The organism is Alteromonas sp. ASW11-130 (assembly GCF_026183735.1).
GTDB lineage: Bacteria > Pseudomonadota > Gammaproteobacteria > Enterobacterales > Alteromonadaceae > Alteromonas.
On record NZ_JAPFRE010000044.1, the window covers coordinates 22,034 to 34,301 of the forward strand.

The window sequence follows — 12,268 nt, forward strand, 5'->3', positions numbered from 1 at the left end:
ATGGCATTTTTTGAACATTTCCATTTTTTACGTCCTCTCTGGTTATTAGCAATTATTCCATTGGGTTTGCTGTACTGGTTCATTAAACAAAACGTTAGGCTTCAGTCAGGCTGGCAAAGTATTGTATCCAATCATTTATACCGTTTTATGGTTATTGATCACGGTAAACCCTTGCGTCGCCCTCCTTTGTGGTTGATACCCCTAGGCTGGTTACTTGCTATAGTGGCGCTCGCAGGCCCTACTTGGGAAAAACTTCCGCAACCGGTTTTCCAGATCAAAGCAGGTCATGTCATCGTGATGGATATGTCGTTGTCTATGCGTGCAACCGACTTGACGCCCGACCGACTTACCCGAGCAAAATACAAAGCGATTGATTTAATCACTGCAATAGGTGAAGGAGAGATGGGGTTAGTGGCGTACGCGGGGGACGCGTTTGTGATTAGTCCGCTAACTACAGACGCTGCTAACCTAACGGCATTAATACCCAGTCTAAGCCCCGAAATAATGCCCGTACCGGGAAGCGACCCTTTTATGGGAATTAAAGCGGCGTCAGAGTTATTAGCCAATGCTGGTTATCAACGTGGGCACATATACTGGTTTACCGATGAGATTGAGCTTTCCCAAACGAAAGAGCTGCATGATTACATAAATAAACAACCGTATACGGTCAATATACTGGGTATTGGAACCTCAGCAGGCGCGCCTATTAAACAGGTAAATGGTGAATTACTTAAAGAAGCTGATGGTAGCATCGTTATAGCAAAACTGTATGAATCGCCGCTACGTTCAATCGCGAAAACTGGCAAAGGTATATACACCCCCTTGTCAGCTACAGGGGAGGATATTAAAAAGCTTCTAACAGGAAAGGATCGGCCGCAGCAAAAAAATACTGAAGACAATAACGAATCGGCAGGCGATAAATGGCGCGAATTTGGGCCATATCTGGTTTTATTTATACTCCCTTTTGCCGCTTACGGTTTTAGGCGAGGTCTGCTGACCTGTCTTGTACTAGGTTCTCTATTCTCGCTTCCTGAGCCTGTAATGGCCCAAACGCAAGATTCTCAAGAAGTCGTCTCTATGCCATGGTACAAGTCACCGTTTTTAAATAGTAACCAAAGGGGATTGGAAGCTTTTAAGGACGAAGCCTATGAACAAGCCGCTACTGAATTTGATACGCCATCCTGGCAAGGAGCGGCGCATTATAAAGCGGGTAATTACGAGGCTGCACTTGAAGCTTTTTCAAAAGTGAATAATGCTGATGGTTTGTATAATCAAGGGAATAGTTTGGCGCATCTTGGCGAGCTAGACAAGGCGATTGAAAAATATGCCAAGGCGCTTGCCCTAAAACCAGATCATGCTGATGCAGCTAAAAATAAAGCGCTACTTGAAGAACTCAAAAAACAACAAGAACAACAGCAACAACAGCAACAGCAACAGCAACAGCAAGAAAGTAATTCCGACGAGCAACAGGACCAGCAAAATCAGCAAAATCAGCAAGCTGAGTCAGACGAGTCCTCAGATCAGGAACAAACTCAAAATAATACAAAACAACAATCGCAAACTGATGCGCAGCAAAGCGATGAAATGGAACAAACGGAGTCGCAGCAAGAACGACATCAGCAATCCGGCCAGGAGAATCAGCAGTCTCAAGCTACCCCAAAACAGGCTGAAGAAACCAAGGATGTATTAGAAAATACAGAAAACACTGAACAGGCAGCCCAAACAGAACAGCCACAGAACCTTAGTGACGAAGATCAACAACGACTTGAAACTATTAAACGACGTATTCCAGACGATCCCGCTTATCTGTTAAAGCGAAAGATGCAACTGGAAGCCCAAAGAAGGCAACGAGATAGAATGCCCGCGAATCGGAGAGAATGGTAATGAAATGGTTGTACGCTACGCTATTATGCGTCGCTTTCTCTTTTAATGTTTTCGCTGAAGTGGAAAAAGTTGAAGCTTCGGTAGATAAAAACCCGGTTATGATTGATGAGGCTATCGTGTTGTCGGTCACCGCTTATGGGGATCCGAAGCGAGAGGCTTTTGATAGTTCGCCGTTATTAAAAGATTTTGTGGTAGGCCGAACTTCTGTCAGTAGTAAAACATCAATCATAAATTTTGACACCACGCGCACCACCACTTGGTCGACCACTCTTTTTCCTCGGGGCAAAGGCAAGTTCACCATTCCAGCGTTTACTATTGAAGGTAAGCAAACGAAACCAATAAGCATTGAAGTGGTTGATGTAAAGCAGGACGCAAACCAACCTGCCAGAGATTATTATGTCACCACAGAAGTCGACGCCCATTCGGTCTATCTTCACCAACAAATCCGCTATACGGTTAAACTGTTCTTAGCAACCAATATTGAGCGCGGCAGCTTAGATGCTCCCAAGTTAGCCAAAGCACAAATTAAGCAACTCGGTGAAGATAAGCAATACACCGATATCGTTAATGGTCGTCGCTATCAGGTTATCGAACGTACCTTTGCTGTTATTCCTCAACAGTCTGGGGATTTCACCATTCGGGGGCCTGTTTTTTCGGGTGAAGTAATGGCCTCTAACTCAAGCCAGCGTTTTGGTTTTTTCAACCGGACTCACGAAGTTAATCGTATCGGACCCGATATAGATATCACAGTGAAGTCAAAACCAGAGAACGTTAGTTATCATTGGCTGCCCAGTGAATTTGTCAGACTTGACGAAGAATGGCAATCCGAAGAGTTCGTTGTTGGAGAACCGGTAACCAGAACCGTAAGCTTAACCGCAGTTGGGTTAGTGGAAGAGCAATTACCTGAGTTACCCCAGCACTATCCCCCTCATTTCAAGCTCTATCCTGATCAGGCCGTAACTGCCACAGTGGATAAGAATAATACTCTCATAGCCCAGCGAAAAGAATCCATCGCCATAATCCCTACCCAGGCGGGAGAATTCGTTTTGCCCGAAGTAACTATTCCTTGGTTCAACGTGCTAACCGAACAGACCGAATATGCGACGCTTCCCGCACGTACGATTACAATTAAGTCTGCGCCTGCCAGCTCACAAGCAACCTCCCCTGCCTTACCCGCGTCAGAGACGAAAGCTGAAACAGCGGATTGGCGCGCGGAAGAGCCAAAAAGTTCGCCAGGAAGCACACTTAATTATTCCATTGTCTGGATGCTTGTGGCATTACTTTTTATCGCTTTAACAGGCTGGATGTACACGTGGACCAGATATAGAAAATTGAAAGCGGCTTATGAAACAAACAGAAACCAAGTCCCATCTTCTGAGACTAAAAATAATGAGCTCGCTTATAAGCAATTAATAAATGATATCGAGTCAGGTCATTCTACACACATTTATCAGTCATTAATGAATTGGATAAACACGTTTGCCCCTAAGCGTGTAAATGCTCCAGCTGAGTGGAGTGCCACCCAGGTACTGCAACCCCATGTCGACAATCTATTTGCAAGCGAGTATGGTAATCACGCATCTACGTGGGACAGTAAAGCATTTAAAAAACAAATAAGCACGCTGCATAAACAATTTAAAAATAGCGATGATAAGGGTGCCGCTGCATTACCTACACTCTATCCGCAATAGCGCATTTAGTGCTAATAACGATAGACATTTACAGTTTAAACCGGAGAGAAAATGAAGAATCAAATTTGGAAAGTAACCCCCCTCGCTGTGTTGATCTCAGGTCTAATGGCCTGCTCACCTGCCCCGGAAACAAAAACACAAACAACTGTGGCAGAGATGGCAACAGAATCTACACAACAATCAGAATCAGAGCGCTTAAGTGCTTTTTTTGAACGCAGCTTCCAAGAAGACTTAGACCGTTCTCCATTATTCCAAAGCTATCTAGGTATTAAGGGCGAGCAATATGGAGAGTGGAATGATGAAAGTGAGGAATACAAAGACGAAGAGATCGCTATTGCTAAAAACCGACTCGAAGAATTAGATAACTTTGATACAGAAAAACTCTCTGAACAGGAGCAGTTAAGCCTACGCCTATACCGTGATCAGATTGAAAAGCAGCTGGAAAACGATAAATTCAGACATCACTACTACGTGGTTCATCAGTTCAGAGCAGCCCATACGATGGTGCCAAGCTTCTTAATCAATATTCACAGTGTGTCCAATAAGTCTGATGCTCAAGCCTACATCAGTCGACTCGATAAAGTAGATACATTATTTGATCAGGTAATTGATCAAATGAAACTTCGGGAAGAAAAAAAGGTATTTCCTCCTAAGTGGTCTTATGACCAAATGATCCAAGCTTCGGAAAACGTCATCACTGGCGCGCCTTATGATGCAGCTGAGGAGCCTTCCTCTATCTGGGAAGACTTCCAGACCAAAGTAAACGCCCTTGATATTGAAGAAACTGAAAAACAAAGCCTGCTTGAAGAAGGCAAAGCCGCGTTATTAACCTCAGTCAAACCCGCTTATGAAAAGTTAATCGCCGAATTAAAGCATCAACGGGAACTATCGCCTGAGGGTGACGGTGTATGGCGTTTACCTGAAGGCAAGACGTGGTATGACAATCGCCTTGCGTGGTTCACATCAACGGATTTGAACGCGGATGAAGTGCATAACATCGGCCTTGAGAATGTGAAACGTATTCACGAGTCTATGAAAGACATTATGAAACAGGTCGAATTTGAAGGCACACTGCAAGAATTTTTCGAATTCATGCGCAACGATGACCAGTTTTATTATGCCAATACGCCTGAAGGCCGCCAAAAGTACTTGGACGAAGCCAAGAAAGCAGTGGATAAAATGCGTGAAGCAATCCCTGAATATTTTGGCTTAATTCCAGAAGCAGACATGGTGGTTAAACGGGTAGAAGCATTCCGTGAAGAGTCTGCGGGTAAGGCTTTCTACCAAAGCCCTGCTCAAGATGGCAGCCGCCCTGGGATATACTACGCCAACCTATATGATATGAAGTCTATGCCTACCTATCAACTTGAGGCATTGGCCTATCATGAAGGTATCCCAGGTCACCACATGCAGCGAGCCATCGCGCAAGAACTAGACAGCGTACCGCAGTTCCAGAAGTTCCTAAGCTCCACAGCCTATACGGAAGGCTGGGGGTTATATAGTGAAGAACTGGCAAAAGACATGGGGTTCTATAAAGACCCCTACTCTGATTTTGGTCGCTTGGCCATGGAGTTATGGCGGGCTTGCCGTTTGGTTGTAGATACCGGCATCCATTCGAAAAAATGGTCGCGTGAAAAAGCCATCGATTATCTTATCAAAAACACCCCCAATCCTGAGCTAGACGCGGTGAAAGCCATAGAGAGATACATCGCGATGCCCGGTCAAGCTACTGCCTACATGATAGGTAAACTAAAAATTATGGAGCTGCGGGAAAAAGCGATGAACGAATTGGGCGATAAGTTCGATTATAAAGGGTTTCACGACGAAATATTGAAAGACGGTCCAGTCCCCCTTTCTATCCTCGAAGAAAAGATAAATGGATGGATAGAAAAGACAAAACAAGCCTAAGCGCTTCTTAAGCCCAACTTTTCGTTGGGCTTTTTTTTCTTAAGTGAAATGAAACAGGCACGTATCGGGTCTTATTCCCCATGAAGACAAAACAACAACGATATGAAGCGTTGGTTCACGCGTTTCATGCAGATATCTACCGTTACGCAGTATGGTTGATAAAGGATACGTCGGTGGCCGAAGACATCGTGCAAGAAACCTTTTTGCGGGCGTGGAAATCATTAGATGCATTACAGGATGAAGGCGCAGCGAAGTCTTGGCTTATCACTATTTTAAAAAGGGAAAATGCACGACGATTTGAACGTAAACAACTTCCAATGACTGACGTAAACGAAGAATTTTTGTTCGATGAAATTGAACCTGCACAAATATCGATGCAACAGCGGGACATACAACGCTTATTGGCTGGATTAAGCACCGAATATAGAGAGCCGTTGGTGCTACAATTAATTTTTGGTTTAAGTGGTGAAGAAATAGCACAGCAGCTTAATTTAAATAAAAACACGGTGATGACACGCTTGTTCCGAGCCAGAAATCAAATTCGAGAAGCACTAGAGAATCAGTCTAACTTTAGAGGTAAACAAAATGGATGAGTTAGAATTCAGACGTCGTATCTACGCTGATCCAAATACCACTGACGAAGCGGTTATTGCGGCTGCAAAAACAGATACGAAGAAACAAGCTTTTTGGAATGAGGTTAAATCTTTTAATCAAAAGCTCGAAAAAGCAACTGATATTGCGGTGCCGGAGGATTTAGCCCATCGGCTAATATGGCAACAAGGCATAAAGCAGTTTCAACAGAAAAAACAACGTTCACGCCGCTTATTAGCTGTAGCTGCATCTGTAGCCATAATGATAGGTGTGAGTTTCACCCTTTGGAACCAGTGGCTAAACGCAGATTTACAAAACCAATTATTGACCCACGCATCGTATGCAGATCAAGAGGAAGCCCACGCCGACGCTCCCGCGGATTTAACCAATGTGAATGCAAAGCTTGCAGGTTATGGCGCGCAATTTGAAAATAATATGGGAGAGGTTAAAGTGGCCAATCATTGCTATTTAGGGGCTGCGAAAACGTTACATTTGATTTTAAAAACGGCGCAAGGGACCTTGTCTGTTTTCGTCTTTCCCGAGCATGAAAGTCGTTACATACCCAAACAGTTTGCTAATGAGCACGTAAAGGGTTCGCTACTTACTATGAACGATCGTAGCGTTGTAGTAATGGGTGAACGGGATGCTGATTTGACGGCTTGGGAAAGTAAACTAAAGAAAACCCTTACGTTTTCTATTTAAACAACAATCTCATCCATACCATAGAGACTTAGTTCACTTCCTGTTAGCATTAAAAGAAAAAGGAAAATGTATGGCTACAGGTACACTCATTTCATTAGGTCTTTATTTCGTCGCAATGCTTGGCATCGGCTTGTTCGCTTATCGTCAAACAGACACAAACGTAGAAGGTTACATGCTCGGTGGGCGTCAATTGGGCCCAGCCGTCACTGCCCTCTCGGCGGGCGCCTCAGATATGAGCGGGTGGATGCTAATGGGCTTACCCGGAGCGATGTATGTTTCGGGCTTATCCGCCGGCTGGATAGCCATCGGTCTTACCTTAGGCGCGCTCGCTAATTATTTATTAGTTGCCCCTCGTCTGCGGGTTTATACCGAAGTCGCCAATAACTCTATCACCTTACCTGATTATTTTGAAAATCGCTTCGCCGATAATTCGCGGGCACTACGGGTAATAGCCTCTGTAGTTATTGTCATATTCTTCACCCTATACACGTCGTCCGGCGTCGTGGCTGGCGGTAAATTATTCGAATCCTCGTTTAATCTCAGTTACGAAGTAGGACTTTATGTTACTGCAGGCGTTGTCGTTGCCTATACGTTAGTAGGTGGTTTTATGGCAGTCAGCATGACCGATTTCGTACAGGGTTGTATTATGTTTGTTTCGCTAGTGATGGTCCCGGTAGTGGTCATTATGGAATTAGGTGGGATGAACGATGCTATCGTGGCTATTGAAAGTATAGATCCTACTCTGTTACAGCTTTTTGTTAACGCTGTTAATGGCGAACATCTCACTTTAATTGGAATAATTTCACTTATGGCGTGGGGTTTGGGATATTTTGGTCAGCCACATATTATCGTGCGATTCATGGCGATTCGTTCAGTTAAAGACATCCCTACCGCACGAAATATCGGGATGAGCTGGATGATAGTATCCATTACCGGCGCCTTAATGACCGGCCTATTTGGTTTGGCATATGTCACCACCGTGCAACAAACCCAAATAGATCCTGAAACGGTGTTTATTCATTTGTCACAAATACTGTTTCACCCCCTTATAGGCGGCTTTCTACTAGCAGCCATACTCGCCGCCATTATGAGTACGATTTCATCGCAATTATTGGTTACTTCAAGCTCACTTACCAGTGACTTTTATCAGGCGTTTTTACGCAAAGATGCGTCAGATATGGAGTTGGTTGTGGCCGGCCGTATTTCTGTGGTGGTGGTAGCGCTAGTAGCCATTTATCTAGCTTATGATCGCGACTCAACAATCTTAACATTAGTCAGTAATGCGTGGGCTGGATTTGGGGCTGCATTTGGGCCGCTGGTTCTATTTAGCTTGTTCCGACGCGATATGACCCGTAGAGCCGCCTTAGGGGGTATGATTGTAGGTGCGGTTACGGTACTCCTTTGGATTTATTTACCCGTCCAAATAAATGGGCAATCGCTTAGCGCGTGGATGTACGAAATTGTTCCGGGTTTTGTATTATCAAGCCTGGCCATTATCATCTTAAGCAAATCAGGAAAACCTAGAGAGGGCGTAACAGAAACCTTCGATAAATTCCAAGCTGAACTTAAGACCCATTCTTAGAATTGAAGCCGCGAACTATCGCGGCTTTTTTATAAGGGGAGTATACTCGGCCAAGGGTATTTTCCTTTTCATTTATAGGAATAAAACTGCTATTTCAAATAGCCAAATCGCATAGCAAAAATGATCCTAAATATGGTAGGGTTCTATACATATAATTGTTTAGCATATAACTTACTTATTCGGATTCGAAAATGACTGCAACTATTCCATCGATAACGCATCTAAAACAACTCGAAGCCGAAAGTATCCATATCTTTCGTGAAGTCGCCGCTGAGTTTGACAACCCAGTTATGCTGTACTCTGTAGGTAAGGATTCTTCGGTTCTACTTCATTTAGCGCGCAAAGCATTTGCTCCGGGTAAAATCCCATTTCCTTTGATGCATGTGGACACCACATGGAAATTCCAGGAAATGATCGAGTTTCGAGATCGTCAAGCTGAAAAATATGGCTTTGATTTGATTGTTCATATCAACCAAGAGGGTGTTGATGCTGGTATTGGTCCGTTTACTCATGGAAGTGCGAAACACACTGATATCATGAAAACAGCATCGTTAAAGCAGGCTTTAAACAAGTATAAATTTGACGCCGCTTTTGGTGGTGCGCGCCGAGATGAGGAGAAATCTCGTGCTAAGGAGCGAGTCTACTCTTTCCGCGATGATAATCATCGCTGGGACCCCAAAAATCAACGCCCTGAGTTATGGAACATCTATAACTCGCAAATTAATAAGGGCGAAAGCATTCGCGTATTCCCTATGTCGAACTGGACTGAGCTAGATATCTGGCAATATATTTACCTTGAAAATATCGACATTCCTTCACTGTACCTGGCAAAACCACGCCCAGTCGTAGAACGTGACGGTGTTTTAATTATGGTTGATGATGACCGTATGCCCTTAAAAGAGGGTGAAACGCCAGAGATGAAGTCGGTACGCTTCCGCACCTTAGGCTGCTATCCACTGACAGGTGCAGTAGAATCTACTGCATCTACCCTACCCGAAGTCATTCAGGAAATGTTATTAACTAAAACTTCGGAACGTCAGGGGCGGGTCATCGACCACGATAGCGCTGGCTCAATGGAGAAGAAGAAAATGGAAGGATATTTCTAATGGCCACCGATATCGTGTGGCACAAACACGAAGTATCCAAAAAAACACGAAGTGAAGTACTAAAGCAAGCTCCTCGGGTTATTTGGTTAACCGGGTTAAGTGGCTCTGGTAAATCCACATTGGCTAATTTGCTTGAGAAGAAACTTCACGAGCAAAACAAACATACGTATTTGCTTGATGGCGATAATGTCAGACATGGTTTGTGTGGTGATTTAGGATTTGATGACAAGGACCGCGTAGAAAATATTCGTCGAATCAGTGAAGTCGCAAAACTATTTGTCGATTCTGGCACTATTGTAATTACGGCTTTTATTTCCCCTTTTCAAGCTGATCGCGACTTTTGTCGTAACTTACTCGAAAAAGGTGAATTTGTTGAAGTGTTTGTTGATACACCGCTTGAAGTCTGTGAGCAGCGAGATCCAAAAGGGTTGTATAAAAAAGCGCGTAGCGGAGACATCAAACATTTCACAGGCATCGATTCAGCCTACGAAGCCCCCGCTTCTGCTGAAGTCCACTTAACTTATAAAGATGAAAGCGCAGAAGATACCGCTGAGCGCTTGTATTCATTATTGACTGAAAGAGGCCTTGTGTAATGACATTACCCGACCCTCTCGCCCAGCAAATTTTACGTATCGCCAAACTGGCGGGCGATGAAATTATGGGTATATATGAGAAGGACTTTGACATCTATGAAAAGCAAGACACCAGCCCGCTTACAGAAGCTGACTTAGCCGCGCATAATTGTATTGTCAAAGAACTTAAAGAACTTTCAGACCTGCCTATTTTATCAGAAGAGTCTGCTGATATTGACTGGGAAGAACGCCAGACCTGGCAACAATATTGGTTAGTTGACCCACTTGATGGTACTAAAGAATTCATTAAGAAAAATGGAGAATTTACCGTCAACATTGCATTAATCGATAATGGCAAACCAACTATGGGGGTTGTTTACGCCCCGGCTCGAAAAGAAGCTTATGTTGGTATAGTTGGGAAAGGTGCTTGGATTGAGAATACCGCAGGCACTAAATCGATTGAAGCACGTCAACATCAAAACGGCGAAGTATGGAAAGTAGTTGGAAGTCGCTCGCATCAAAGCCCAGAGATCAAAAATCTACTTGACCAACTGGATGATGAAACGGAACTCGTTGCGATGGGTAGTTCATTAAAGCTTTGTTTGGTTGCCAGTGGCGAAGCACATTTGTATCCCCGCCTTGGACCAACTTCTGAGTGGGATACGGGTGCGGCCCATGCAGTTGCATTAGCTGCTGGGGCGAGTGTGACCGTTCTTGACCCCGACAATCCGCTAGACCCGGACGCCGAAGCGTTAACCTATAATCAGAAATCGTCCGTATTAAACCCCTTTTTCTTAGTGAGCGCATAAGCATGAATAGTGAAAATAGTTTGTTGCAAGAAGACGTTCTTGCTTATTTAGACCAACATGAACAAAAAGATTTACTGCGTTTTTTAACCTGCGGCAGTGTAGATGACGGAAAAAGCACGTTAATTGGTCGTTTATTACACGACTCTAAAATGATTTACGAAGATCAGTTAGCGGCGATTACCAAAGACAGTAAAAAAGTGGGCACCACGGGTGACAAAGTCGACTTGGCTTTGCTGGTTGATGGCTTGCAATCAGAACGTGAGCAGGGTATCACCATCGACGTAGCTTACCGTTATTTTTCTACGGATAAACGAAAGTTTATTATCGCAGATACGCCCGGACACGAGCAGTATACTCGCAATATGGTTACAGGTGCCTCTACTTGTGACCTTGCAATCATTCTTGTAGATGCTCGAGGTGGCGTAAAAACACAAACTAGACGGCATTCTTTCTTAGTTAACCTATTGGGTATAAAGCACGTTGTGGTTGCCATTAATAAAATGGATTTAATGGGTTATAGCGAAGAAACCTACAATCAAATTCGTGAAGACTACTTAGAGTTCTCTAAGAACCTAGATATTCCTGATATACGCTTTGTTCCGATTTCTGCCCTAGAAGGTGACAATGTCGTCAATAAGAGTCAGCACACACCATGGTTTGAGGATGAGCCGTTAATGTCACTATTGGAAAGTATCGAAATCAGCGAAGATAACAATCACGATGATTTCCGTTTTCCTGTTCAATATGTTAACCGTCCTAACCTGGATTTCCGTGGCTTCGCAGGTACGGTTGTATCGGGCGAAATTAAACCTGGCGATGAAATTACTGCTTTGCCCTCTGGAAAGACCTCTAAAGTCAAATCGATAATCGACTTCGCTGGTGAACAAGATCACGCATATGTTCCGCAGGCAACGACGTTGACACTGGAAGATGAAATTGATATTTCCCGAGGCGACATGATTGTTAAATCAGACAATTTACCGCTTTCTTCAACGCAGTTTAAGTCTCACTTGGTATGGATGTCAGAAGAGCCGTTAATGCCAAATAAGCAGTATGCGTTCAAATTTGCCACGAAAGTTACGTCTGGTGCGGTAGCTCATATCGATTACCAAATTGACGTTAACACGCTTGAGAAAAAAGATGCGCTGCATTTGAACCTGAACGAAATTGCCGTAGTTGACATGAAATTCACCCAGACTGTTGCCTGCGACCCCTATACAAAAAACAGAGCGACGGGTGCGTTCATAGTAATTGATCGCTTAACCAATGGTACAGTTGGGGCTGGCATGATCATTGATGAGTTGTCGAAGGATCAACAACACGCTTCTACCCATTATTCTGAGTTCGAATTAGAATTTAATGCATTGGTACGTAAACACTTCCCTCACTGGAATGCTATGGATATTAGCAAATAGTAACCATT

At 43.9% G+C, this 12,268-nt stretch carries 10 protein-coding genes; all 10 read left to right on the plus strand.

Translation table 11 applies throughout. The features are described from left to right. The gene (locus OPS28_RS14720; RefSeq protein WP_265610226.1) at positions 1-1,884 is read left to right on the plus strand and encodes a vWA domain-containing protein; all 1,884 of its coding nucleotides are present in this window, start codon (positions 1-3) and stop codon (positions 1,882-1,884) included. Continuing rightward, entirely contained in the window at positions 1,884-3,575 is a 1,692-nt protein-coding gene (locus tag OPS28_RS14725) for a BatD family protein (RefSeq protein ID WP_265610227.1), read from the plus strand. Before OPS28_RS14720 ends, OPS28_RS14725 begins: the two co-directional genes overlap by 1 nt. Positions 3,576-3,626: 51 nt before the next feature. Next, positions 3,627-5,483 carry a DUF885 domain-containing protein gene (locus OPS28_RS14730; RefSeq protein WP_265610228.1) on the plus strand — a complete coding sequence of 619 codons (1,857 nt, stop codon included), beginning with the start codon at positions 3,627-3,629 and terminating at the stop codon, positions 5,481-5,483. Positions 5,484-5,563: 80 nt separating this feature from the next. Continuing rightward, on the plus strand, positions 5,564-6,076 hold the full coding sequence (locus OPS28_RS14735) for a sigma-70 family RNA polymerase sigma factor (protein WP_265610229.1): 513 nt from the start codon (positions 5,564-5,566) through the stop codon (positions 6,074-6,076). After that, the gene (locus OPS28_RS14740) at positions 6,069-6,776 is read left to right on the plus strand and encodes a DUF3379 family protein (RefSeq protein ID WP_265610230.1); all 708 of its coding nucleotides are present in this window, start codon (positions 6,069-6,071) and stop codon (positions 6,774-6,776) included. Before OPS28_RS14735 ends, OPS28_RS14740 begins: the two co-directional genes overlap by 8 nt. A gap of 70 nt (positions 6,777-6,846) precedes the next feature. After that, positions 6,847-8,358 (plus strand): sodium/proline symporter PutP, encoded by a 1,512-nt coding sequence (gene putP, locus OPS28_RS14745; RefSeq protein WP_265610231.1) that lies wholly within the window; start codon positions 6,847-6,849, stop codon positions 8,356-8,358. 191 nt (positions 8,359-8,549) lie between these two features. Then, positions 8,550-9,464 carry a sulfate adenylyltransferase subunit CysD gene (cysD, locus tag OPS28_RS14750; RefSeq protein WP_265610232.1) on the plus strand — a complete coding sequence of 305 codons (915 nt, stop codon included), beginning with the start codon at positions 8,550-8,552 and terminating at the stop codon, positions 9,462-9,464. Continuing rightward, entirely contained in the window at positions 9,464-10,057 is a 594-nt protein-coding gene (cysC, locus tag OPS28_RS14755) for an adenylyl-sulfate kinase (protein WP_265610233.1), read from the plus strand. The genes cysD and cysC overlap by 1 nt, the downstream gene beginning before the upstream one ends. Further along, positions 10,057-10,845, plus strand: coding sequence for a 3'(2'),5'-bisphosphate nucleotidase CysQ (gene cysQ, locus OPS28_RS14760; RefSeq protein WP_265610234.1), 789 nt, complete (start codon positions 10,057-10,059; stop codon positions 10,843-10,845). The genes cysC and cysQ overlap by 1 nt, the downstream gene beginning before the upstream one ends. A gap of 2 nt (positions 10,846-10,847) precedes the next feature. Further along, positions 10,848-12,260, plus strand: coding sequence for a sulfate adenylyltransferase subunit CysN (gene cysN, locus OPS28_RS14765; RefSeq protein WP_265610235.1), 1,413 nt, complete (start codon positions 10,848-10,850; stop codon positions 12,258-12,260). Positions 12,261-12,268: the final 8 nt, after the last annotated feature.

Bases quoted from the DNA above. Each gene is read 5' to 3' on its own strand.
- OPS28_RS14720 (WP_265610226.1), top strand. From the start codon at position 1: ATGGCATTTTTTGAACATTTCCATTTTTTACGTCCTCTCTGGTTATTA.
- OPS28_RS14725 (WP_265610227.1), top strand. From the start codon at position 1,884: ATGAAATGGTTGTACGCTACGCTATTATGCGTCGCTTTCTCTTTTAAT.
- OPS28_RS14730 (WP_265610228.1), top strand. From the start codon at position 3,627: ATGAAGAATCAAATTTGGAAAGTAACCCCCCTCGCTGTGTTGATCTCA.
- OPS28_RS14735 (WP_265610229.1), top strand. From the start codon at position 5,564: ATGAAGACAAAACAACAACGATATGAAGCGTTGGTTCACGCGTTTCAT.
- OPS28_RS14740 (WP_265610230.1), top strand. From the start codon at position 6,069: ATGGATGAGTTAGAATTCAGACGTCGTATCTACGCTGATCCAAATACC.
- putP (WP_265610231.1), top strand. From the start codon at position 6,847: ATGGCTACAGGTACACTCATTTCATTAGGTCTTTATTTCGTCGCAATG.
- cysD (WP_265610232.1), top strand. From the start codon at position 8,550: ATGACTGCAACTATTCCATCGATAACGCATCTAAAACAACTCGAAGCC.
- cysC (WP_265610233.1), top strand. From the start codon at position 9,464: ATGGCCACCGATATCGTGTGGCACAAACACGAAGTATCCAAAAAAACA.
- cysQ (WP_265610234.1), top strand. From the start codon at position 10,057: ATGACATTACCCGACCCTCTCGCCCAGCAAATTTTACGTATCGCCAAA.
- cysN (WP_265610235.1), top strand. From the start codon at position 10,848: ATGAATAGTGAAAATAGTTTGTTGCAAGAAGACGTTCTTGCTTATTTA.